Origin of the sequence: Kitasatospora sp. NPDC051702, from assembly GCF_040681575.1 — a bacterium.
Lineage (GTDB): Bacteria > Actinomycetota > Actinomycetes > Streptomycetales > Streptomycetaceae > Kitasatospora.
Genome location: NZ_JBFAZB010000023.1, coordinates 1 through 24,364 on the forward strand (window position 1 = coordinate 1; position 24,364 = coordinate 24,364).

Annotated in this window: 13 protein-coding genes; 7 read left to right on the forward strand and 6 right to left on the reverse strand. The window is 73.9% G+C overall.

Features of this window, described 5'->3' with window-relative positions; translation table 11 throughout:
* Positions 1-197: 197 nt before the first annotated feature.
* The 3 genes from AB0N04_RS20045 to AB0N04_RS20055 all read left to right on the forward strand — a co-directional run bounded on the left by AB0N04_RS20045 (position 198) and on the right by AB0N04_RS20055 (position 5,019).
* A complete protein-coding gene (locus AB0N04_RS20045; RefSeq protein WP_360215817.1) occupies positions 198-1,442 on the forward strand; it encodes an HRDC domain-containing protein in 1,245 nt (414 codons plus the stop codon).
* Between the two features lie 227 nt (positions 1,443-1,669).
* A complete protein-coding gene (locus AB0N04_RS20050; RefSeq protein ID WP_360215820.1) occupies positions 1,670-2,887 on the forward strand; it encodes an acetyl-CoA C-acyltransferase in 1,218 nt (405 codons plus the stop codon).
* A 2-nt stretch (positions 2,888-2,889) separates the two neighbouring features.
* A complete protein-coding gene (locus tag AB0N04_RS20055) occupies positions 2,890-5,019 on the forward strand; it encodes a 3-hydroxyacyl-CoA dehydrogenase NAD-binding domain-containing protein (RefSeq protein ID WP_360215823.1) in 2,130 nt (709 codons plus the stop codon).
* Positions 5,020-5,139: 120 nt separating this feature from the next.
* Here the strand turns inward: AB0N04_RS20055 and AB0N04_RS20060 are convergent, their stop codons facing one another.
* From AB0N04_RS20060 to AB0N04_RS20070, 3 genes are all read right to left on the reverse strand, one after another.
* Positions 5,140-6,666, reverse strand: a complete 1,527-nt coding sequence (locus AB0N04_RS20060) for a glycosyltransferase family 39 protein (RefSeq protein ID WP_360215826.1) — start codon at positions 6,664-6,666, stop codon at positions 5,140-5,142.
* A gap of 135 nt (positions 6,667-6,801) precedes the next feature.
* Complete coding sequence (dxs, locus tag AB0N04_RS20065) at positions 6,802-8,706, reverse strand: 1-deoxy-D-xylulose-5-phosphate synthase (protein ID WP_360215829.1); 1,905 nt, start codon at positions 8,704-8,706, stop codon at positions 6,802-6,804.
* 229 nt (positions 8,707-8,935) lie between these two features.
* Positions 8,936-10,114, reverse strand: coding sequence for an ROK family transcriptional regulator (locus AB0N04_RS20070; RefSeq protein WP_360215832.1), 1,179 nt, complete (start codon positions 10,112-10,114; stop codon positions 8,936-8,938).
* 440 nt (positions 10,115-10,554) lie between these two features.
* Between AB0N04_RS20070 and AB0N04_RS20075 the strand changes: the two genes are divergently transcribed.
* Together AB0N04_RS20075 and pepN are read left to right on the forward strand one after the other, a co-directional pair.
* Positions 10,555-12,243, forward strand: coding sequence for a PQQ-binding-like beta-propeller repeat protein (locus AB0N04_RS20075; protein WP_360215835.1), 1,689 nt, complete (start codon positions 10,555-10,557; stop codon positions 12,241-12,243).
* A gap of 166 nt (positions 12,244-12,409) precedes the next feature.
* Positions 12,410-14,989 (forward strand): aminopeptidase N, encoded by a 2,580-nt coding sequence (gene pepN, locus AB0N04_RS20080; protein WP_360215838.1) that lies wholly within the window; start codon positions 12,410-12,412, stop codon positions 14,987-14,989.
* 88 nt (positions 14,990-15,077) lie between these two features.
* Here the strand turns inward: pepN and AB0N04_RS20085 are convergent, their stop codons facing one another.
* Together AB0N04_RS20085 and malQ are read right to left on the reverse strand one after the other, a co-directional pair.
* On the reverse strand, positions 15,078-15,251 hold the full coding sequence (locus tag AB0N04_RS20085) for a hypothetical protein (RefSeq protein WP_360215841.1): 174 nt from the start codon (positions 15,249-15,251) through the stop codon (positions 15,078-15,080).
* Between the two features lie 280 nt (positions 15,252-15,531).
* On the reverse strand, positions 15,532-17,616 hold the full coding sequence (gene malQ, locus AB0N04_RS20090; RefSeq protein WP_360215936.1) for a 4-alpha-glucanotransferase: 2,085 nt from the start codon (positions 17,614-17,616) through the stop codon (positions 15,532-15,534).
* 290 nt (positions 17,617-17,906) lie between these two features.
* Here malQ and AB0N04_RS20095 point away from each other — a divergent pair, with 290 nt between their 5' ends.
* Positions 17,907-21,896, forward strand: coding sequence for a beta-N-acetylglucosaminidase domain-containing protein (locus AB0N04_RS20095; RefSeq protein WP_360215844.1), 3,990 nt, complete (start codon positions 17,907-17,909; stop codon positions 21,894-21,896).
* 139 nt (positions 21,897-22,035) lie between these two features.
* Here AB0N04_RS20095 and AB0N04_RS20100 read toward each other — a convergent pair whose 3' ends face one another.
* On the reverse strand, positions 22,036-22,680 hold the full coding sequence (locus AB0N04_RS20100; protein ID WP_360215847.1) for an HNH endonuclease: 645 nt from the start codon (positions 22,678-22,680) through the stop codon (positions 22,036-22,038).
* A gap of 436 nt (positions 22,681-23,116) precedes the next feature.
* Here AB0N04_RS20100 and AB0N04_RS20105 point away from each other — a divergent pair, with 436 nt between their 5' ends.
* Positions 23,117-24,298, forward strand: a complete 1,182-nt coding sequence (locus AB0N04_RS20105; RefSeq protein ID WP_360215850.1) for a mechanosensitive ion channel family protein — start codon at positions 23,117-23,119, stop codon at positions 24,296-24,298.
* Positions 24,299-24,364: the final 66 nt, after the last annotated feature.

Sequence of the window (24,364 nt, forward strand, 5' to 3'; positions counted from 1 at the left end):
CAGGGCGCTGACATCGCGGCGCTGCTGGTCTTCCTCGCGGTGGCGGGGGTGATCTCCCATCTGATCGACGGTCTGCAGGAGGAACGTTCCTCCTGAGCCGCCGCGGCAGCCTTTCCGGGGCCCGCGACGCCTCCACCCACCCGGTCTGACCAGTCCGACAACACTCCCGGCCGCGAGGACCGTCGTACCCTTGGTGGGTGACCGACGCCGTAGCAGCCATCCCAGAAGAAGCAGCCCCGGTCCCGCTCCTCGAGCCGAAGGAGGGGATCCCGCCCGTCGTGGCGGACGAGCAGGCGCTGGCCGCCACCGTCGCCGCCTTCGCGGCGGGCACCGGGCCGGTCGCCGTCGACGCCGAGCGGGCCTCCGGCTACCGCTACGGGCAGCGCGCGTACCTCATCCAGCTGCGCCGCGCCGGCGCCGGCACCGCGCTGATCGACCCGATCGCCTGCCCCGACCTCAGCGCCCTGGGCGACGCCCTCGCCGACACCGAATGGGTGGTGCACGCCGCCACCCAGGACCTGCCGTGCCTGGCCGAGGTCGGCATGAGACCGCGACTGCTGTTCGACACCGAGCTGGCCGGCCGCATCGCGGGCTTCGCCCGGGTCGGCCTCGGGCCGATGACCGAGAGCGTGCTCGGGCTGAGCCTGGCCAAGGAGCACTCGGCGGTCGACTGGTCGACCCGGCCGCTGCCCGAGCCGTGGCTGCGCTACGCCGCCCTGGACGTCGAGGTGCTGGTCGAGCTGCGCGACGCGCTCGAACAGGAGCTGGACGCCCAGGGCAAGCTCGGCTGGGCGACGGAGGAGTTCGCGGCGATCGCCGCCGCGCCCCGCCCGGCCCCGCGCACCGACCCCTGGCGGCGCACCTCGCAGCTGCACAAGGTCCGCCGGCGCCGCCAGCTGGTCGTGGTACGCGAGCTGTGGCTGGCCCGGGACCGGATCGCGCAGGAGCGCGACGTCTCACCCGGCCGGGTGCTGTCGGACGCCGCGATCGTCAACGCCGCGCTGGCCATGCCGCTGAACATCGCCGCCCTGCAGGCCGTCCAGGGCTTCGGGCCGCGGGTGCACCGGCGCCAGCTGGAGCAGTGGCTGGCCGCCGTGCAGCGGGGCCGGGAGGTCCCGGAGAACCAGCTGCCGCCGGCCGCCGCGCCGCACGACGGGCCGCCGCCGCCGCGGGCCTGGGCGGAGAAGGACCCGGTGGCCGCCGCCCGGCTGTCCGGGGCTCGCGCCGCCGTGACCGAACTGGCCGAGCGGCACCACCTGCCGGCCGAGAACCTGATCACCCCGGACCTGGTCCGCCGGGTCTCCTGGGAGCCCCCGGCCGATCCGGGCGCGGACGGCGTGGCCGCCGCGCTGCGCCGGCTCGGCGCCCGGCAGTGGCAGGTCGACCTGGTGGCGCCGGTGCTGGCCGCCGCGTTCGCCGAGGCCGCCGACGCGCAGGCCTGACCGCAACCGCCCGGAGGGGGCGCCGTCCACGGGACGGCGCCCCCTCCGGCGCGTCCGGGCAGGCCCCGCCGGTGGGACGTGTCGCGGGACACACGGGCCGAACCGTCCGAGGGGCCTGGGCAGGTTGGTTACCGACCGGTAGCATGGCGGTGAAGCGGCTCCGCACGGGTCTTCGCCGGCGGCAGCCTGCCCACCTCGAAATGTTGGTCCCTGGGAGGAGAGCCCCCGTGCCTCGTACCGCGAGGGACGTCGTCTTCGTCGATGGCGTCCGCACCCCGTTCGGCAAGGCAGGCCCGAAGGGCATCTACCACGAGACCCGCGCCGACGACCTCGTCGTCAAGTGCATCCGGGAGCTCGTGCGCCGCAACCCGAACCTGCCCGTCGAGCGCATCGACGAGGTCGCGATCGCGGCCACCACGCAGATCGGCGACCAGGGTCTGACCATCGGGCGCACCGCCGCCCTGCTGTCCGGCCTGCCCAAGTCCGTCCCGGGCTACGCGATCGACCGCATGTGCGCCGGCGCGCTGACCGCCGTGACCACCACCGCCGGCGGCATCGCCTTCGGCGCGTACGACGTGGTCGTGGCCGGCGGCGTCGAGCACATGGGCCGCCACCCGATGGGCGAGGGCGTCGACCCGAACCCGCGCTTCGTCTCCGAGAAGCTCGTCGACGAGTCCGCCCTGTTCATGGGCATGACCGCGGAGAACCTGCACGACCGGTTCCCGCACATCACCAAGGAGCGCTGCGACGCCTACGCGGTGCGCTCCCAGGAGAAGGCCGCCAAGGCGTACGCCAACGGCGACATCCAGCCCGACCTGGTGCCGATCTCGATCCGCAACACCAACCCCGAGGTCGGCGAGACCGGCTGGGGCCTGGCCACCGTGGACGAGCCGATGCGCCCGGGCACCACGATGGAGTCGCTCGCCGGCCTGAAGACCCCGTTCCGCCCGCACGGCAACATCACCGCGGGCAACTCGGCCGGTCTGAACGACGGCGCCACCGCCTCGCTGCTGGCCGCCGAGGACGTCGCCGAGGAGCTCGGCCTCCCGGTCAAGATGCGCCTGGTCTCCTACGCCTTCGCGGGCGTCGAGCCCGAGGTCATGGGCATCGGCCCGGTGCCGGCCACCGAGAAGGCGCTGGCCAAGGCCGGTCTGACCATCGACGACATCCAGGCCTTCGAGGTCAACGAGGCCTTCGCCGTCCAGGTGCTGTCCTTCCTGGACCACTACGGCATCGCGGACGACGACGAGCGGGTCAACCCGTTCGGCGGCGCGATCGCCTTCGGCCACCCGCTGGCCTCCTCCGGCGTGCGCCTGATGAACCAGCTGGCCCGCCGCTTCGAGCAGCGCCCGGACGTCCGCTACGGCCTCACCACGATGTGCATCGGCTTCGGCATGGGCGGCACCATCATCTGGGAGAACCCGCACTTCGAGGGTGGTAAGTGACCATGAGCACCACGACTGAGCTGCTCCAGCACGGCGCCGAGCTCTTCCCGGGCGAGGTCGTCACGACCGCGCACGTGCGCCACCTCGACCTGCCGCTGCAGGCCGGCAAGCTGGCCCTGATCACCCTGGACAACGGCTTCGACCACACCAAGCCGACCACCTTCGGCCCGGGCTCGCTGCTCAAGCTGTCCGTCGCGCTGGACCAGGTCGAGGCCGAGGCCGCCGAGGGCAAGATCGTCGGTGTCGCGATCACCGGCAAGCCGTTCATCTTCGCGGTCGGCGCCGACCTCAAGGGCGTCGAGCTGCTCAAGGAGCACGCGGACGCGCTGGCCATCGGCAAGGGCGGCCACGAGGTCTTCAAGCGGATCGCCGCGCTGCCCGTCCCGTCCTTCGCCTTCTACAACGGCGCGGCGATGGGCGGCGGCGTCGAGGTCGGCCTGCACGCCACCTACCGCACCGTCAGCGCGGGCGTCCCGGCGTTCTCGCTGCCCGAGGTCTTCCTGGGCCTCGTCCCCGGCTGGGGCGGCTGCAGCATCCTGCCGAACCTGATCGGCCCCTCGAAGGCGATCAAGGTCATCATCGAGAACTCGATGAACCAGAACAAGCAGCTCCGCGGCAAGGACGTGTTCGAGCTGGGGATCGCCGACGCGATCTTCGAGCCGGCCGACTTCCTGGAGCAGTCGCTGCTGTGGGCCGCCAAGGTCCTCAAGGGCGAGGTCGTCGTCGAGCGCGAGGAGATCGACCGCGGCAAGGCCTGGGACGACGCCGTCGCCTGGGGCCGCCTGGTCGCCGACGCCAAGGTGCACGGCGCCGCGCCGGCCGCCTACAAGGCGCTGGACATCATCGCCCAGGTCAAGGACGCCGACCTGCAGGCCGGCTTCGACGCCGAGGACGCGGCCCTGGCCGACCTCATCATGAGCGGCGAGCTGCGCAGCGGCATCTACGCCTTCAACCTGGTGCAGCGCCGGGCCAAGCGCCCGGTCGGCGCGCCGGACAAGTCGCTGGCCCGCCCGGTCACCAAGGTCGGCGTCGTCGGCGCCGGTCTGATGGCCTCGCAGCTGGCCCTGCTGTTCGCCCGCCGCCTCGAGGTGCCGGTGGTCCTCACCGACATCGACCAGGAGCGCGTCGACAAGGGCGTCGGCTACGTCCACGCCGAGATCGACAAGCTGCTCGGCAAGGGCCGCATCGGCCAGGACAAGGCCAACCGCCTCAAGGGCCTGGTCTCGGGCTCGCTCGACAAGGCCGTGGCCTTCGGCGACGCGGACTTCGTGATCGAGGCCGTGTTCGAGGAGATGGGCGTCAAGCAGGCCGTCTTCGCGGACCTGGAGAACGTGGTCTCGCCGACCTGCGTGCTGGCCACCAACACCTCCTCGCTGTCGGTCACCGAGATGGCCTCGAAGCTGAAGCACCCCGAGCGGGTCGTCGGCTTCCACTTCTTCAACCCCGTCGCGATCCTGCCGCTGCTGGAGATCGTCCGCGGCGAGCAGACCGACGACGCCTCGCTGGCCACCGCCTTCGCCGTGTCGAAGAAGCTGAAGAAGACCTCCGTCCTGTGCAAGGACGCCCCGGCGTTCGTGGTGAACCGGATCCTGACCCGCTTCATGGGCGAGATCCAGAGCATCATCGACGAGGGCACCCCGATCGCCAGCGTCGAGAAGGCCGTCGAGCCGCTCGGCCTGCCGATGTCCCCGATCGTGCTGCTGGAGCTGGTCGGCCCGGCCATCGCCCTGCACGTCTCGGAGACCCTGCGCGGCGCCTTCCCGGAGCGGTTCTCCGTCTCCGAGAACCTCGGCAAGGTGGTCAAGGCCGGCAAGCGCGGCTTCTACACCTGGGTCGACGGCAAGCAGGTCCTCGACCCCGAGGTGCTGGAGCTGCTGTCCTTCGGCGACACGGTCCTCACCGAGGAGCAGGTCCTGAGCCGCGCCCTGGAGGCCGTGGCGCAGGAGATCGGCCTGATGCTGGAGGAGGGTGTCGTCGCCGAGGCGCAGGACATCGACCTCTGCATGATCACCGGCGCCGGCTGGCCCTTCCACCTGGGCGGGATCACCCCGTACCTGGACCGTGAGGGCGTCTCGGAGCGGGTGAACGGCAAGCGCTTCCTCGCCCCCGGCGTGGCCTCGGTGCCCGCGTAGGGCGTAGCGGTACGCACGACGGAGCCCCGGTGACCCGGAAGGGTCACCGGGGCTCCGTCGTGCTCCGGGGTGCCGTGCCGCCGTCGTGCCGGGCCGCCGGGTCCGGGGGCCCGGCCGGGGTCAGCGCTTGAGGCGGTAGACCACGGTGTCGGCGAAGACGCCGACCATCTCGTAGTGGGTGTCCAGCAGGTTCTCGATCCGCGGGACCATCACCGGCTGGTACGGGGCGATGCCCGAGTCGTCCACGACGACCTCGGGGAGGCCGTTGGCGAGCTCCTTGTCGAAGGTCTGCCAGGCGTTGTTGACGCTGAACTGCTCGCCCACGTTGGGGCTGCCGTCCTTGCCGCCGCTGTAGTTGGTCAGGAAGCCGGCCGTCAGGTAGCGGGTGGCGGGCTTGCGGTCGGCCAGCCAGTACAGCTCCGGGTGCATGCCCCAGACCAGCACGGTGTCCTTGGGGGTGGTCTGGGCGGCGACCGCGGTGGCGACCTCGGTGGTGCGGTTGAGCCGCTCCCCCGGCCAGGCCAGCGCCAGGCCCCAGAACACCGTCGAGGCGACCGTGGTGTACACCAGGACGGGCTTCCAGCGCACCGCCGAGGTGGCCACCGCGCCGGTCCCCAGCAGCACCAGCGGCGGGATCAGCTGCAGGTAGTAGTGGCCGAAGAAGTGGAACCCCACGCTGACCGCGACGACCGAGGAGGCCAGCCAGACCCAGAGGTCGGCGGTGGAGCCGTGCTCCTCGCCGGCGACCGGCAGCGGGCGGTGCCGGTACTTGAGCCAGAGCCGGCGCCCGACCGGGAGCAGGAAGCCCAGGCCGGCCGCGACCAGGATGGCCGAGTTGCCGAGCGCCCGGCCGACCATCTGCAGCCAGGCGCCGCCGAAGGAGGCGTAGTCGCCGCTGCCGGTGACCACCCAGAACAGGAAGCCCTTGGGCTTGGTCAGGATGACCGCGACCAGCGCTATCGGCAGCGTGAACCCGAAGGCGATCTTGAACAGGGCGGGCGGCCAGCGCACCCCGCGCCGGCGGGTGTCCTGGAACAGCATCCAGAGCACCGGCAGCAGCACCGCGCCGCCGGTCTGCTTGGTCAGCGAGCAGAGCGCCACCGCGATGCCGGCGGCCAGCCAGCGGCGGCGCTCGGCGTACCGGAAGGCCGCCACCATCGCGGGCAGCATGAAGACCTCGAAGGTCGCCGCCTGGGTGTCCTCCGGGGAGAGCCCGATGGAGACCAGCAGGTAGAGCAGTCCGGCGCCGGCCCCGGCCCGGTTGCCCCACCGGCCGCGGGCGATGGAGGCCAGCAGGATCGCGGTGACCAGGTGGGCGGCCACCGCCAGCGTGCGCAGCGGCCACAGCGAGGCGGAGCCGAACACGGCGAAGCAGGCCTGGTAGAGCCAGGGCAGCAGCGGCGGCTTGCGGTCCACCACGGTGTCGTACAGCACTCCGCCGTCGGCCAGCATCCGGGCCTGGGTGGCCAGGAAGCCCTCGTCGGGGCTCCAGACCGGCCGGGCGAAGGACGGGACGTGGGTGACCAGCGCGACCAGCGCGAGCACCGGCACCAGCCTGGTCCAGTACCCGGCGCGGACTCGGGTCAGGACGCGCTCGGGCAGGCGCTCGGCCACGGCGGCCAGGCGGAGGCGGGTGGGGGTGGACACGGATGACAACCTACCGGGCGGGATCGGCGCGCACGGCGCCGGTCCCGCCATTCGGTGCGATTGTCAGCTTGTCTCGCGACGAACTGTTACAGGCCTACGACAAACGGTCGTCGCCGGAACGGGTGCCGCCCGCCCTCAGGCCTGGACCGGGGCGGCGTCCAGGCTGGCGACCAGGGCCGCCACCTTCGCGGCGATGTCCGGGGCGTTCAGACCGATCTCGGCCAGGATCTCGCCCCGGCTCGCGTGGTCCAGGAACTCCTGCGGGATCCCGAAGTCGCGCACCGGCAGGTCCACGTCCGCGTCGCGCAGCGCCTGGGCGACCGCGGCGCCGACACCGCCCACCCGGCCGTTGTCCTCGATGGTGACGACCACCCGGTGCTCGGCGGCCAGGCCCGGCAGGGCCGGGTCCACCGGCTTGACCCAGCGCGGGTCCACCACGGTGGCGGTGACGCCCTGGGCGGCCAGCAGGTCCGCGACCTCCAGGCTGGTCGGGGCCATCGCACCGACCGAGACCACCAGCACGTCCGCGCGGTGCGTGCCGCCCGGCTCCTCGGCGGCGCGCAGCACGTCCATGCCGCCGATCCGGCCCACCGCCGCGACGGCCGGGCCGACCGTGCCCTTGGAGTAGCGGACCACGGTGGGCGCGTCCTCGACCTCGACGGCCTCGCGCAGCTGGGCGCGGACCTGGTCGGCGTCGCGCGGGGCGGCGAGCCGCAGACCCGGGATGACCTGCAGGATCGACATGTCCCACATGCCGTTGTGCGAGGCGCCGTCCGTCCCGGTGACCCCGGCCCGGTCCAGGACGAAGGTCACGCCCAGCTTGTGCAGCGCCACGTCCATCAGGACCTGGTCGAAGGCCCGGTTGAGGAAGGTCGCGTAGACCGCGAACACCGGGTGCAGCCCGTTGGTGGCCAGGCCGGCGGCGCTGGTGACGGCGTGCTGCTCGGCGATGCCCACGTCGAAGATGCGGTCCGGGAACGCCTTGGCGAACGGGGCCAGGCCGACCGGGTGGAGCATCGCGGCGGTGATCGCGACGATGTCCTCGCGCTCGTGGCCGAGCGCGACCATCTCCTCGCCGAAGACCGAGGTCCAGTCCTTGCCCGAGCTCTTGACCGGCAGGCCGGTGTCCGGGTGGATCACGCCGACCGCGTGGAAGCGGTCCTCGTCGTTGTTCTCGGCGGCGTGGTAGCCGCGGCCCTTCTCGGTCAGGCAGTGCACGATCACCGGGCCGCCGAAGCCGCGCGCCTTGGTGAGCGCGGACTCCAGGGCGGTCAGGTCGTGGCCGTCGATCGGGCCGATGTACTTGAGGCCGAGGTCCTCGAACATGCCCTGCGGGGCGATGAAGTCCTTGAGGCCCTTCTTGGCGCCGTGCAGCGTCTCGAACAGCTGCTGGCCGACCACCGGGGTGCGCTGCAGCGCGTCCTTGCCCCAGGACAGGAAGCGCTCGTAGCCCTGGGTGGTGCGCAGCGTGGCGAGGTGGTTGGCCAGGCCGCCGATGGTCGGGGAGTAGGAGCGCTCGTTGTCGTTGACGACGATGACGACCGGCAGGTCCTTGGCGTCGGCGATGTTGTTCAGCGCCTCCCAGGCCATGCCGCCGGTGAGCGCGCCGTCACCGATGACGGCGACGACCGGGTCGGCCTTGCCCTTGATCCGGTTGGCCTTGGCCAGGCCGTCGGCGTACGAGAGGACGGTGGAGGCGTGCGAGTTCTCGATCACGTCGTGCTCGGACTCGGCGCGCGAGGGGTAGCCGGAGAGGCCGCCGCTCATCTTCAGCCGGGAGAAGTCCTGGCGGCCGGTGAGCAGCTTGTGGACGTAGCTCTGGTGGCCGGTGTCGAAGAGGATGCGGTCGCGCGGCGAGTCGAAGACCCGGTGCAGCGCGATGGTCAGCTCCACCACGCCGAGGTTGGGGCCGAGGTGGCCACCCGTCTTGGCGACCTCGGTCACCAGGAAGGTCCGGATCTCCTCGGCCAGGGCGGCCAGCTGTCCGGGCGTGAGCCGGTCGAGATCGCGCGGTCCCCGAATGCGGGTCAGCAGGGCCACCCGTTCCTCCTCGTTCAGTGTTCGCGGACCGCGGGCGGTCCGAGGGGCTTCGCTGCCCGGTCTGGCGGCAGCCCGACGGTCGCGGCCGGTGCCGACCGGTCGAGTCTAATGTCCGCTTGCCGGACACCGAGCGGCGCGGCCCGTACCACCGATCGGATACCGCCATTCCCCGAGGTCGGCCCGGGGGCGCTCGTCACCGTGGATTGACGGACGGACGTGCGGCCGTGGTTCAGGCACGACCGAGTGCGCCGGACTCGCCCATCTCGCTCATCACCAGCGCCAGCGCGCCGAGCACCTCCGCCCGCCCGCCCAGGGTGCCGGGGACCACCGAGAGCTGGCGGGCCGCGCTCGGGATCGCGTAGCGGGCCACCGAGTCGCGGATCGGGGCGAGCACCAGCTCACCGGCCTCGGCGAGGTCCCCGCCGAGGATCACCCGGCGCGGGTTGAGCAGGTTGCACAGGGTGGCCACGCCGGTGCCGATCTGCCGGCCCGCGTCGGCGATCACCCGGCGGCACCCCAGGTCCCCCTGGTGCGCCAGCTCGACCACCCGCGGCAGGGTGAGGTCCGGGCCGAGCGTGGAGGTGAGCAGGGAGAGCAGGTACCGCGAGCCGACGAAGGTCTCCAGGCAGCCGCGGTTGCCGCAGCGGCAGACCGGCCCGGCCTCGTCCAGGGTGATGTGCCCTATCTCACCGGCGGTTCCGCCCGGGCCCCGGTAGATCTGGCCGTTGACCACCAGGCCTGCGCCGACACCGCTGGCCACCTTGATGTACGCGAGGTCGCTCAGCCCGCGCCCGGCCCCCCAGACCAGCTCGCCCAGGGCACCCAGGTTGGCGTCGTTGTCCACGTGCACCGGCATGCCGAGCCGCTCCGCCAGCTCCCGGCCGGGGGCGATGCCCGTCCAGCCGGGCAGGATCGCGGTGGAGCCCAGCGCGCCCGTCTCCACGTCGATCGGGCCGGGCACGCCGAGGCCGACGCCGATCACCTTGTCCGGGCGGAAGCCGGCCTGCTGGAGCAGCCGCTCCACCATCGCCTCGGCCCGGTCGAAGCCCTGCGCGGCGGAGACGTCCACGTCGATCGGCGCGCTCTCCTCCGCGAGCACCCGGTGCGCCAGGTTCCCGACCGCGACGCGCAGGTGGGTGTGGCCGAAGTCGATCCCCACCACGATGCCGGCGTCCCCGCTGAGCGAGACGCTGCGCGCGCGCCGGCCGCCGGAGGAGGTGTCGGCGACCACGACGGTGCCGCTCTCCTTCAGCTCCCGCACGATGTTGGACACGGTGGCCGCCGAGAGGCCGGTGCCGCGGGCGATCTCGGCCTGGGTCAGCGAGCCGGCCATCCGCACCGCGCGCAGCACCCGCTCCAGGTTCGCCCGGTGCAGGGACGACTGCGAGCCCGGTGTGTCCGTCGACATGATCCACCCTCCCAGGGGGCGGGGGCCCCTCCGTCGGGACGTCCCCTTCAACTCCTGAAGGGTAGGGCCTGTCCCCCGGATCGGCTCGGGGCCGGGCCGATCCGGGGGACGGGGCCGGCCCCGCGGGCACCGCGGTGGCGGCGGAGTGAGCGGCGCGTGGAGGTGTTGCACAGCCTGGACCTGCAGGGACGGGCCACGGCCGTCCTGGCGGCGGCCGAAACCCACTCACCACTACCATGGTGCCCAATCTCACGCGCCCCACCGGACCGCGGACGGTACCGGGCAGGGGAACGCTTCCAGACATGACGGGGAATCAGATGGCAGGGGATCACCCTACGCCGGGGGCCGGCGAAGCGCCGGGCAGCGGCCCGCAGGACAATCGGGGCGTCTCGTTCGGCCGCCCTCCCGGCGGCGTGGACCCGGCCGCCGTGGCGGACCAGATGACGCAGCTCGACGGCGCACCGATCCCGGGCCCGGCCGCACCCGCCGGACCGCCCCCGGCCCAGCCGCCGGCACCGCCCGCGCAGCCGCCGGCCGGCGGCGTCGACTACGCGGCGTACGCGCCCACCGCGGCCGGCTTCCCCAGCCAGGCCCCGCCGCCGGCCGGGGCGCCGGTCGGCCCGTACGACCCCGTCGCCGGGGGCGGCTACCCCGCGCCCGACGCCGGCCAGTCCTACGGCGCCGGCTACGGCTACCCGCAGCAGCAGCCGGGCTACACCTACCCGGGTGCGCCGGCGGTGCCGCCCGCGCCCAAGCAGCGCAACCCCGTGATGCTCTGGGGCGGGATCATCGGCGGCGTCCTGGCGATCGCCATCGTCGCCGCGCTGGTCGTGCTCCTCAAGGGCTCCGACCCGGACCCGGCGCCCAACGCCAACGGGGGCACCACCACCTCCGGCGGCACCACCGGCGGCGTCACCGACGCACCGACCGTCGACGGCACCACCGGCGGCAGCAGCACCGGCGGCGGCGGTGGCGGCAAGGCCAGCTACAACATCGCCTGGAACGCCGCCAAGGCCACCACCGGGGACGGCAGCTCGCAGATGCTCGGCATCTGGGGCACCGACAAGCTCGCGGTGCGCGCCGACAGCACCGGCATCAAGGCCTACAACACCTCGGACGGCAAGGAGGCCTGGACCATCGCCGTCCCGGGCGGCAGCAAGGAGCTGTGCACCGCCTCCTACGCCTCCAACTCCAAGAACATCGCCGCCGTCTCCTTCAACACCGGTGACAGCGACTGCTCCACCATCGGCGCCGTCGACCTCGCCCAGGGCAAGCTGCTCTGGACCGTCAAGGTCTCCAACGACCGGATGTCCTCGCCGACGCTCAGCGTCACCGACAAGGTGGTCGCCATCGGCGGCAACGTCGTCGGCGGCCTGAACATCGACAACGGGGCCGCGGTCTGGCAGTTCCAGCCCCGCGACAAGGACTGCAGCCTGTACGGCCGCGCCGCCGGCAGCCAGATCGCCGTCAGCGACCGCTGCTACGGCGGCTCCGGCCCCAAGTCGCAGCTGGTCGTCGTGGACTCCGACACCGGCAAGACCACCAGCTCGCCGATCACCCTCACCGGCACCATCGAGCGGATCGACAAGGTCGTCCAGGACCAGCCGCTGGTGCTGCTGATGAGCAGCGGCCCCAACGGCGACTACATCCTGCCGTTCGACAAGAGCAACAAGCCCGGCAACCAGATGTCCGTCAAGGAGCCCGGCGCGGACAGCCTGCGCCTCTCCGGCCAGGCCGACGCCTACACCCAGAACGTGGTCAGCGGCACGACCCTGTACGCGCAGATCAGCGGCAGCAAGTCGGGCATCAACGCGTACGACCTGACCACCGGCAAGCGCATCTGGTCCACCGCGAGCAGCAGCTCCAGCAACGACATGCGGCTCGTCTCCGGCACCGACAAGGACGGCAAGGTCCGCGCCATCGTCAGCCAGGGCTACAACAAGCCCGCCCGGCTGGTGACGCTCTCGCCGACCGACGGTTCGATGACCGACCTCGGCACCATGGCGATGCCCGACGGCCTCGACATCGGGATGAGCCTGTCCGAGTACATCCTCTCCAACGACGGCAACGCGGTGTACGCCTTCCGTCGCGGCAGCTCCGACGCGCCGCTGACGAAGTGGAAGAAGTGACGCCGCCGACGCGGGACGCGTGACGCCGCGGAAGCGGAACCGGTGACACCGGGCGGGGCGGGACCGGGCCGACGGCCCGGTCCCGCCCCGCTCGCGCTTTTCCGGGGGCCCGCCCGCCGGGCCGTGGGAGGATTCGCACCATCAGCCTGACGAAGGAGTGCAGCGAGTGCCCGGCACCAACCTGACCCGCGAGGAGGCCCGCACCCGGGCCGACCTCCTCCACGTGGACGCGTACGACATCGAGCTCGACCTGAGCTCGGCCCGCGAAGGAGGCACCTTCCGGTCCACCACCGTGGTCCGGTTCTCCGCCACGACCCCCGGCGCGGACACGTTCATCGACCTCGTCGCCCCCGGCGTCGAGGAGATCACCCTCAACGGCGCGCAGCTCGACCCGGCGAGCTTCGCCGACAGCCGGATCCCGCTGCCCGACCTGGCGGCCGAGAACGAGCTGCGCGTCGTCGCCACCTGCGCCTACACCAACACCGGCGAGGGCCTGCACCGGTTCGTCGACCCGGTCGACGGCGAGACCTACCTGTACACCCAGTTCGAGGTGCCGGACGCCCGCCGCGTCTTCGCCAACTTCGAGCAGCCCGACCTGAAGGCCGCGTTCACCTTCACCGTGACCGCCCCCGCCGGCTGGGTCGTGGTCTCCAACTCGCCCACCCCCACCCCGGTCGGCGACGGCGACACCCGGGTCTGGAGCTTCGAGCCCACCGGCCGCATCTCCAGCTACATCACCGCGCTGATCGCGGGCCCGTACGTCGGCGTCTTCGACAGCTACGAGAACGGCGACCAGAAGGTGCCGCTCGGCGTCTACTGCCGCCCGTCGCTGCGCGAGTTCCTCGACGCCGACGCCATCTTCGCGGTCACCCGCCAGGGCTTCGACTACTTCCAGGAGAAGTTCGACTTCCCCTACCCGTTCGCGAAGTACGACCAGCTCTTCGTCCCGGAGTTCAACGCCGGCGCGATGGAGAACGCGGGCGCCGTCACCTTCCGCGACCAGTACGTGTTCCGGTCCAAGGTGACCGACGCCGCGTACGAGGCCCGCGCCGCGACGATCCTGCACGAGCTCGCCCACATGTGGTTCGGCAACCTCGTCACCATGGAGTGGTGGAACGACCTCTGGCTCAACGAGTCCTTCGCCACCTACGCCGAGGCCGTCTGCCAGGCCGAGGCGCCCGGCTCCCAGTGGCCGCACTCCTGGACCACCTTCGCCAACCAGATGAAGACCTGGGCGTACCGGCAGGACCAGCTGCCGTCCACCCACCCGATCATGGCCGACATCAACGACCTGGAGGACGTCCAGGTCAACTTCGACGGCATCACCTACGCCAAGGGCGCCTCGGTGCTCAAGCAGCTGGTCGCCTACGTCGGCCAGGACGCCTTCTTCCAGGGCGTCCAGGCGTACTTCAAGCGCCACGCCTGGGGCAACACCCGCCTCCCCGACCTGCTCGGCGCCCTCGAGGAGGCCAGCGGCCGCGACCTGCGGACCTGGTCCGCGGCCTGGCTGGAGACCGCCGGCATCAACGTGCTGCGGCCCTCGATCACGCTGAACACCGACGGCGAGATCGAGTCCTTCGCCGTCCTCCAGGAGGCGCCCGCGCTGCCCGCCGGCGCCAAGGGCGAGGCCGTGCTGCGGCCGCACCGCATCGCCATCGGCCTGTACGAGCTCGCCGACGGCGCGCTGGTGCGCACCGACCGCGTCGAGCTCGACGTCGACGGCCCGCGCACCGAGGTGCCCGAGCTCGTCGGGCGGCACCGCCCGGCCGTCGTCCTGCTGAACGACGACGACCTCTCCTACGCCAAGATCCGGCTCGACGAGGACTCCCTCGCCGTCGTCACGGAGCACCTCGGCGGCTTCACCGACTCCCTGCCGCGCGCGCTGTGCTGGGCCTCCGCCTGGGACATGACCCGCGACGGCGAGCTCGCCGCCCGCGACTACCTCGCGCTCGCCCTCTCCGGCATCGGCCGGGAGAGCGACATCGGCGTCGTGCAGTCCGTGCAGCGGCAGGTCAAGCTCGCCCTCGACGCGTACGCCGACCCGCAGTGGCGCGAGGAGGGCACCGCCCGCTGGGCCGCCGCCGCCGAGGAGCACCTGCGCGCCGCCGAGCCCGGCAGCGACCACCAGCTCGCCTGGGCCCGCACCCTCGCCTCCGTCGCCCGCACCGAGGGGCAGCTCGCCCTGCTCACCGGCCTCCTGGACGGCACCGTCGAGATCAAGGGCCTGGCCGTCGACACCGAGCTGCGGTGGACCCTGCTCACCCGGCTCGCCGCCACCGGGCTCGCCGACGAGGCCCGGATCGCGGAGGAGCTGGAGCGCGACAACACCGCGGCCGGCCAGGAGCACGCCGCCACCTGCCGCGCCGCCCGTCCCACCGCCGAGGCCAAGGCCGAGGCCTGGGCCGCCGTCGTCGAGTCGGACACCCTCACCAACTACGTGCAGGAGGCCGTCATCGCCGGCTTCCACCAGGCCGACCAGCGCGAACTGGTCGCCCCGTACGCGGCCAAGTACTTCGCGGCCGTCAAGGAGGTCTGGGAGACCCGCAGTCACGAGATCTCGCAGCGGATCATCGGCGGGCTCTACCCGGCGCTGCAGGTCACCCAGGACACCCTGGACGCGACCGACGCGTGGCTGGCCTCGGCCGAGCCGGCGCCCGCCCTGCGGCGCCAGGTCGTCGAGGCCCGGGCCGGGATCGAGCGCGCGCTCAAGGCGCAGGCCGTCGACACGGCGGCCGGCGGGCGCTGATCCGCGGACGCACAGGAACGCCCGAGGGGGCGCCGGACGGTGTCCGGCGCCCCCTCGAGCGTCGTGCGGTCCTGGTGGACGCGGTGGGTTACTTCTTCTTGGCCTTGCCGTACGGCATGCCGGCGAGCGCGGCGATGATCACGAAGGCGGCGATCGGGAGCAGCACGTACAGACCGATGGTCTGGCCGATGCTCAGGCCGGCACCCGGGTCGTCACCGTCGTCCCGGGTGTAGGCCATGGCGGGCGACGACAGCAGCATCATGAGCGTGACCGTTGCGGAGACCGCGCCGGCTCGCAAAGCGTTCCTCTTGTCCACGTTTCCAACTTACCCGCCGCTTATGCGCCTCCGCGCGTCGGGGTCGGCCCTCCGGGGGGCGGGGGGTGCGCGGGGGCGGCTGACGGCGGGGGTGGCCCTGCGGGCGGCGAGGAGGCGGGCACCGGAGAGGACCGGGCCCGACGAGGTCGGCCCTCCGGGGGGCGGGGGGTGCGCGGGGCGGGTGGGGGTGGGGCGGCCCCCGGGTGGGGCCCGGGGGCGCGGGGGGTCAGACGGTGGGGTGGGGGCTGGGCGGGGCCAGCAGGTGGGCGAGCAGGCGGGCGGCGGGGGTGGCGGCCAGGCGGTCGAGGGTGACCGGGCCGCCCGCGCCGTCCGCGACCGGCAGGCGCCAGTTCGGGTACTGGTCCCAGGTGCCGGGCAGGTTCTGCGGGCGCGGGTCGCCGACGAGGTCCGGCAGCCAGACCCCGATCAGCTCCGCCGGGGTGGCGCGCAGGAAGCGGTACAGCGCCGGCATCGACAGCGGCTCGCCCGGTGCGAGCAGCCCCCGGCCGGTCAGCACCGCGCGCCAGTCCGCCAGCTCGGCGGCCGCCTCCTGCTGTTCCTCGCCGAGCGGGCGGGCCAGCAGGCCGAGCCGGTGGCGCAGCTCGACGTGCTCGCCGGAGAGCCGGGCCGCGGTGCTCGGCAGGTCGTGGGTGGTGAGGGTGGCCAGGCAGCCGGGGCGCCAGCGGTCCGGGGCGAGGACCTCGCCGGCCGCCTGCCAGTCCCGTTCGAACCAGAGCACCGACGTGCCGAGGATCCCGCGCGACGCGAGCTCCTCGCGCACGCCCGGCTCCACCGTGCCGAGGTCCTCGCCGATCACCGCCGTCCCGGCCCGGTGCGCCTCCAGGGCCAGCACCCCGAGCATCGCCTCCGCGTCGTAGCGGACGTAGGCGCCCTCGGTCGGCGGGTGCCCGTCCGGCACCCACCAGAGCCGGAACAGGCCCATCACGTGGTCGATCCGGATCGCCCCGGCGTGCCGGGCCGCGGCGCGCAGCAGTTCCGCGTACGGGGCGTAGCCGGCGGCGGCCAGCGCGTCCGGGCGCCAGGGCGGCAGGCCCCAGTCCTGGCCGTGGGCGTTGAAGGCGTCCGGCGGGGCGCCGACCGAGATGCCGCCGGCCAGCACGTCCTGGAGCGCCCAGGCGTCGGCGCCGTCCGGGTGGACGCCGACGGCCAGGTCGTGGATCAGGCCCACCGGCATGCCGGCCTGCCGTGCGGCCCGCTGGGCGGTGTCGAGCTGCTGGTCGACCTGCCAGGCGAGCCAGCGGTGGAACTCGACGCGCTCGGCCAGCTCCTTGGCGGCCCGCTCGACCTGCGGGCCGTCCGGGTGCCGCAGCCCCTTCGGCCAGCCGTGCCAGTCGGCGCCGTGCTCCTCGGCGAGCGCGTTCCACAGCGCGTGCCGGCGCAGCCACTCGCCCTCGCGGCGCTGGTACGCCTCGTAGGCGGCCTGGCGGCCGGCCCCGCGCGGCACCTCGTGCAGCAGTTCGAGGGCCTCGCGCTTGAGCGCCCAGACGGCGTCCCGGTCGATCAGGCCGTCGTGCACCAGCACCTCGTCGCGCAGCCGGGCGGCGCGGCGGCCGAGCTCCTCCGCCTCGGCGCGCTGGCCGGCCGTCAGGTACCCGTACTCGGGGAGCGCCTCGACGCGCAGGTGCACCGGGTCGGCGAAGCGGCGGGAGGAGGGCCGGTAGGGCGAGGGGTCGGCGGGGGCGGTGGGCAGGGCCTGGTGCAGCGGGTTGATCTGGACGAAGGCGGCGCCGAGGCCGGCGCCCGCCCACTGGGCGAGTTCGGCGAGGTCGCCGAGGTCGCCCATGCCCCAGGAGCGGTCGGAGAGGACGGAGTACAGCTGGGCGAGGAAGCCCCAGCCGCGGCCGGGGAGCGCGGGCAGCCGTTCGGGGGCGACGATCAGCGCGGCCTCGGCCTCGCCCTTGCCCGTCCGGGCCTTCAGGGTATGCCGCCCGAGCGGGAGGTCGGCGGGCAGCCAGTGCGCGTGTCCGCGCGGCAGTTCCCAGACGCCGCCGTCCTCCAGTTCGACGTGCAGCCGGGCGTCGGCGGGCACGTCCAGGGCGGTGCGCCGGCCGGCCCGCACCACGACGCACGGCGGCAGCAACCGGGCCCGCTGGGCGGTGCGGTGACGCTCCAGCGCCTCGTGGACCTGCTCCGGAGTGCCGGCCGCCACCCCCAGGGCCGCCAGCACCGCGACCAGCGTCCGCGCCCCCACGGTCAACCCGCCCGGCCCCGGGTGCCGGGTGTCCACCCCGTACGCCTGCGCCAGTGCCACCAGTTCGGCCGGTGGTGGGGGCGCGTCCTGCGCCGGCACCTTCAGCCCGTCGGCTCCGTCACGGTCGAGATAAGCGGCCACTCGCGGCTCCTGCGATGTCTCGGCAACGCCTGGTCAGGACGACCACAGTCCTACCCGCGTGACGCCCCGACCACCCTGTGCGACACGAGTGGGGAGGCGGAACGGGCGACCGGCACGAGGTGCGCGCGAGGGCTTCACCGAATTCTCCAATCAGGACAAACCCGTCATAGCCGTCGGCGACGTTGACACCGGGTTGGCCAGCTGGTGGGGTTGCGGCGACGTGGTCCAGGCCTGGCGAGGAGGCTCCTGTGCAAGCCCGAGTTTCCGTTGCGGCCGGGCGGCGGCTGCGGCAGCAGTTGGAGCAGGCCCCGGCACTGCGCGAGGTGCTCCACCACCCGGCGGCCCTGGCCGCGCGGCGGGCCACGGCCCGGACGTGCCGTCAACTGGCCCCGAAGACCGCGGACCGGCTGATCGCCGACCTCAAGGGCACCGAGCCGCTGCTGGCCTCGGTGCGGGCCGAACGGGCCGGGCGCGCGGCGGGCCGGCCGGGGCGCCGGACCATGCAGATCGCGGCGGGGGTCGCGGCCGCGGCGGTGTTCGGCGGGATGCTCGCCGGGCCGGTGCCGTCGGCGGCGTACGCGGCGGTGCCGGGGCCGGACGTGGTCAGCACCGCGCCGCAGACCCCGCTGGGGAGCATGACGAACCCGCAGGTGTTCCCTCGCCCGCAGGAGCAGACGGTGGCCGGCAAGGCCGTCGCCGTCCCCGACACGGTGGCGCTGGTGACCGCGCCCAAGGCGGACCGCGGCGCCGTCGACGCCGTCCGGGAGGTGCTGGGCGTCGCCGGCGCGACGACCGTGACCTCGCAGGCCGACGCCGGCACGCCGGCCGCCGGATCGCTGGTGGTGTACGTCGGCGGCGCCGCCGAGGACGCCGACGGCGCGGTGGACGGGGTGCTGCACGACCTGGCCGCCGCGGCCGGCACCGCCGTGCCCTCGACCACGGGGATGCCCACCGGCGGCTACGTGCTGTCGGCCGGTCAGCTGCCCGCCCAGGGCGGCGGCACCTACGGCGTGGTCGTGCTCGCCGGCGCCGACGCCACCGGCACCTTCTACGCGGCGCAGAGCCTGCGCCAGCTGCTCGCCGCCGTCCCGGCCGGGCAGGGGCAGGCGGCCGGCGCCGCCGGGCTCGGCCTGCCCGGGATCACGCTGCGGGACTGGCCGACCGGCGCGCCGGTGCGCGGCACCGCGGAAGCCTTCTACGGCAGCCCGTGGACGGCCCAGCAGCGCCTCGACCAGGTCGACTTCCTCGGCCGCTCCAAGCAGAACTTCTACCTCTACGCGCCCGGCGACGACCCGTTCCGGCTCTCCCGCTGGCGCGACCCCTACCCCGCCGCCCGCGCCGACGAGCTGCGCGAACTGGGCTTCCGGGCCCGCCAGAACCACGTCACCCTCGGCTACGCCATCGACCCGGGGCAGTCGCTCTGCTTCAGCTCCGGCAAGGACGTCGACGCGCTGGTCGCCAAGCTGGACGGGCTGCGCAAGCTCGGCTTCACCGCCTTCCAGCTGCAGTTCCTGGACGTCAGCTACGACGAGTGGCACTGCGACGACGACCGCTCCGCCTACGGCACCGGGCCGGCCGCGGCCGCCAAGGCCCAGGCCGCCCTGGTGGCCAAGGTGAACGACCGGCTGATCGCGCGGAACCCGGGGCTGGCCCCGCTGTCCGTGGTGCCCACCGAGTACCACAAGCAGGGCGCCACGCCGTACCGCAAGGCGCTGGCCGCGGCGCTGCCGGGCGGCGTGCAGGTGGCGTGGAGCGGCGTCGGCGTCATCCCGGAGAAGATCACCGGCGCCCAGGCCGCCGAGACCGGCGACCTGTACGGCCACCCGCTGGTCACCATGGACAACTACCCGGTCAACGACGCCAACCCGGACCGGCTCTTCCTCGGCGCCTACACCGGCCGCGAGCCGGAGGTGGCCACCCGCTCCGCGGTGATGCTGACCGGCGCGATGCAGCAGCCCGTCGCCTCCCGGATAGCCCTCGCCACCGCCGGGGACTTCGCCTGGAACCCGACCGGGTACAAGCCGGAGGAGTCCTGGCAGGCCGCGGTGCGCTCGCTGGCCGGGCCGAACGGCACCAGCGCCACGCCCGTCGGGACGGCGCTGTCCGCCGTCACCGCGCTGGCCGGCAACAGCTCCTCCTCGCCGCTGTCCAAGCAGGAGTCCGGCTACCTGACGCCGCTGCTCGACCGGTTCTGGGCCGCCGCCGAGCCCACCTCGGGCGCCGCCCCCGACCTCGCCAAGCTGATAGAGGCCGCCGCGCCGGTGCGGGACGCCTTCACCGCGATGGCCACCGCCCAGCAGACCCTCTCCGGCACCGAGGCCACCGCCCAGCTGGCCGCCGAGGCCGCGCCCTGGCTCGCCCCGCTGCACGACTACGGGCTGGCCGGACAGGCCGCCCTGGACATGCTGCTGGCCCAGCACGGCGGCGACGGGGCCGCCGCCTGGAAGGCCCGGGTCCAGCTCAACCAGCGGCGCGAACTGCTCGCGCAGAGCCCGGCGACGATCGGTGCGGGCGTGCTCGACCCGTTCCTGGACCGGGCCGTCCGGGCCGCCGACAACTGGGCCGGCGTGGTCGGCGGCGGGGTCACCCCCACCAGCACCATGGGCACCGCGCACGACCACCTGCCCGCGCTGATGACCGACGGCGTGGCCGACACCTTCTACTGGAGCTCCGCTCCCCCACAGCCCGGCGACGCGGTCGGCGTCGACCTGGGCGGCGGCCGCCCGGTCGGCAGCGTCACCGTGCTGATGGGCTCCTGGGGCAGCGGGCAGGACGGCCGGACCGCCGTCGACGACTACATCCGCGACGGCGTGCTGGAGTACTCCACCGGCGAGGGCGGCTGGAAGCAGCTCGCCGTCGTCCGGAACCAGAAGACCGTCAGCGCCCAGCTGCCGGCCGGCGCCGTCGTCCGGGCCGTGCGGCTGCGCGCCACCGCGGCGCAGAAGACCGCCGTCGCCGTCCGCGAGTTCACCGTCACCGCGCCCGAGGACGCGCCCACCAGCGTGACCGGCGGCCCCGCCGCGCTGCCCGGTTCCTCCGCGGCCGCCGTCCTGGACGGCAACCCGGACACCGCGTACCGCGCGGCCAAGGCACCGACCGCGCAGGACGAGCCGCTCACCGTCGAACTGGGCTCGGCCCGGCCGCTCGACCGGCTCACCGTGCTCACCGACCCGAACGTGCACGCCACCGCCACCGTCGCGGTGCGCCGCCAGGACGGCACCTGGGCCGACATCGGCACCGTGCAGCCCGGCTACAACGAGCTGCAGGCCGGCGGGCAGCTCGCCGACGCGTTCCGGCTCACCTGGAAGCCGGGCGGCGACCCGCCGGTCGTCAACCAGGTCATCCCCTGGTACGCCGACGTCCCGGCGGCCCGGCTCAGCCTGACCGACCCGTCCGTGGACGTGGTGACCGGCGCGGCCGCCCCCGCCCAGGCCCGGGCCACCGTCGAGGCCGGCCGGCCCGAGGGCACCAGCGGCGAGCTGCGCACCGAGGTGCCGGCCGCCGCCAAGGGCCTCACCGTGGCCCCCGCGGGCGGGGTCACCGTGCCCCGCGGCGGCCGGGTGGGCGTGCCGCTGCTGGTCAGCGCCGCCCCGGGCACGCCGTCCGGGACGTACCAGGTGCCGGTGCAGTTCGTGGCCGGCACGACCACCGTCAAGCAGGTGCTCCAGGTGCACGTGGTGCCGCCCACCGGCGGTGCCGACCTGGCGCGCGGCGCCAAGGCCACCTCCTCGGGCGACGAGACGGCGGACTTCCCGGTCGCGTCGGTCGTCGACGGCGACCCGAAGACCCGCTGGTCCTCGCCGGCCAAGGACGACGCCTGGGTGCAGCTGGAGCTGCCGCAGGCGACCAGGCTGGGCGCGGCGGTGCTGCACTGGCAGTCCGCGTACGCCTCCTCGTACAAGATCCAGGTCTCGGCGGACGGCAGCACCTGGACGGACGCGGCGACGGTGGACAACGGCAAGGGCGGCGACGAGACCGTGCGGTTCGACGCGCCCGGCGCCCGGTTCGTGCGCATGCAGGGCGTCTCGCGGGCCACCAAGTACGGCTACTCGCTGTGGGGCGTCGAGCTGTACGCCGTCACCACGCCCGGGCAGCCGCAGCCGCCGGTCACACCGCCGGTCCAGCCGGGCGGCACCCCGGCCACCCCCGCGCCGACCCCGACCCCGACGACGACCCCCAGCGCCCCGGCCGCACCGCCGGCGGCCACCCCGAGCGGTACGACGGCGCCGAAGCCGTAGGGTCGGGCCCCTCCGCCCGGCACCGCGCCCGGCCGCCCGGCCGCCCGCAACGCGGCGGGCCGCCGCGCTCCCCGGTGGGGGGCGCGGCGGCCCATGAGGCGTACCGACGGTGTGACGGGCAAGCCCTTGTGGAACGGGATCAGGCGGAGAGCGGCTCGGGCTGCTCGCCGCGGCGGACCGGGGCGGGGTGGGCGGCGTGCGCCCGGCCGAGCGGGACGGTGTGGCCGGGCTCGGTATGGTCGAGGTGTTCGTACTCGCCCCACTGCGGGGCGCGCAGTTGGTCGGCTCCGCCGTACGGCTCCAGGTAGGGCCGCCAGCGCGGGTCCTTGATGCCCGTGCCGATGATCCGCCAGGCGAGTCCGCTGGGCGGGGCGGGCTGGCGTTTCATCCGCCAGCCGAGTTCGGTGAGGTGGCGGTCGGCCTTGGTGTGGTTGCAGCGGCGGCAGGCCGCCACCACGTTGTCCCACCGGTGCTGGCCGCCCCGGCTGCGCGGGATGACGTGGTCGACGCTGGTGGCGGCGGCCCCGCAGTAGACGCAGCGGCCGTGGTCGCGGGCGAACAGCGCCCGGCGGGTGAGCGGGACGGGCCCGCAGAACGGGACCCGGACGAAACGGGTCAGACGGACGACGGACGGCGCCGGGAGGGCGCTGGTGGCGCTGTGCAGAGTGACTCCCGTGTCCTCCAGGCTGACCGCCTTGTGGTTGAGGACCAGGATGAGTGCGCGGCGCATCGATACGACGCCGAGTGGCTCGTAGGACGCGTTGAGGACCAGGACATGCGGCACGGATGCCTCCTTGGACGCCTGCGGCGCGTGGCTCGCGCCGGGACGAGCGGTTGGATCGCACAACTGGTGTGTGATCTCCCCCAGTGTCGCCTTACGCCTTCGTACGGCGCCACCACTCCTGTGTAACGGACCTGACCGGAACTGCGGGTGTGGTCTCTGTCATAGCCGGTATGCCCTGGGGAGGGTCGGGTTGCACCCGGGTGCCGCCGGGGTGCCCCCGGGAGCCCTCCCGGAGGACGACTCGGCCGGTCGGAGCAGCCCCGGGCCCCGGCGGCCGGGGGAGCGCACCGGGGCGTTGACGGGGCGTCCGGGCCGTCCGGTACGCCCTCCGGCGTGTCGGGGCGGGTGCCCGGTGGCGGCTAGGCTAAGCCGGACGGTCCGCGGGCCGCGTGCCGCGGCGCGGGCCCGCCACGCCCCCTGCAGGAAGGTCCCGCACGTGTTCCGCTCCGGCGCCACCGGCCCCGCCGACGCGTCCTCGACGCTCACCACCCCGACGCCGGCCCCCAGCCCGACCGCGCCGCAGCTGCCGCAGCTGGACCTGAGAATCCCGACCAGCGCGCAGGAGGTCAGCGACACCACCAAGCAGGCCGCCAGCTGGTTCGACACGCACTGGCAGGGCTGGCTGGCCGGCGGGGTGCGGATCGTCTTCATCGTGCTGCTGGCCCTGGTGCTGCGGGCCGTGGTGCGCAAGCTGATCACCCAGTTGATAGCCAGGATGGCGCGCTCCCACGAGCACCAGGAGGAGAGCCGGCTCGGCGGGCTGCTGGCGAACACCGGGGTGGTGAACCCGGAGCGGCGCCAGCAGCGCTCGGAGGCGATCGGCTCGGTGCTGCGCAGCGTGGCCTCGTTCACGATCCTGGGCACGGCCGCGCTGATGGTGCTGTCCGCGCTGGGCGTGAACCTGGCCCCGCTGCTGGCGAGCGCCGGTGTGGCCGGTGTGGCGATCGGTTTCGGCGCGCGCAACCTGGTGACGGACTTCCTCTCCGGGGTCTTCATGATCATGGAGGACCAGTACGGCGTCGGCGACGAGATCGACACCGGGGTGGCCACCGGCACGGTCCTGGAGGTCGGCCTGCGGGTGACCAAGCTGCGCGGCGCGAACGGCGAGATCTGGTACATCCGCAACGGCGAGGTCAAGCGGATCGCCAACATGAGCCAGGGCTGGTCGACGGCCTCGGTGGACGTCCAGGTCGGGTACAAGGAGGACCTGCTGCGGGTCGAGGACCTGATCCGGGAGGCCGCCGAGTCGCTGTCCAAGGAGGCTCCGTACGACGAGCTGATCTGGGCGCCGGTGTCGATCCTCGGCCTGGAGTCGGTCGCGGCGGACTCGGTGATGGTCCGGATCGAGGCCCGCACGGCGCCGGGCAAGTCGTCGGTGGTCTCCCGGGCGCTGCGCCAGCGCCTCAAGACCGCCTTCGACCAGGCCGGGATCAAGGTCAAGGAGGAGACCCCGACGGCGGCCGCAGCGGCCGCAGCGGCCGCCGCCGCAGTACCCCCGGCCACCGGTGTGGTGATCGCGCCGGCCTCCGAGCCGGCCCCGCCGTCGGCGCTCAGCGATCCGAACTCGGCCCGGTTCAAGGCGGCCGAGGCGATACCGATGCCGAAGTCCGGCGACTAGCGGCACGCCCCCGGCCTCCGACGGCCGGACCGGAGCCCCGAGCCCCGTTCCACCGCACGCGTTCCC

What these genes read in the sequence shown, in the direction of transcription:
- AB0N04_RS20085 (WP_360215841.1), bottom strand. Translation starts at nt 15,251, where the DNA reads ATGATGCTGCTGTCGTCGCCCGCCATGGCCTACACCCGGGACGACGGT.
- AB0N04_RS20055 (WP_360215823.1), top strand. Translation starts at nt 2,890, where the DNA reads ATGAGCACCACGACTGAGCTGCTCCAGCACGGCGCCGAGCTCTTCCCG.
- AB0N04_RS20070 (WP_360215832.1), bottom strand. Translation starts at nt 10,114, where the DNA reads ATGTCGACGGACACACCGGGCTCGCAGTCGTCCCTGCACCGGGCGAAC.
- AB0N04_RS20075 (WP_360215835.1), top strand. Translation starts at nt 10,555, where the DNA reads ATGACGCAGCTCGACGGCGCACCGATCCCGGGCCCGGCCGCACCCGCC.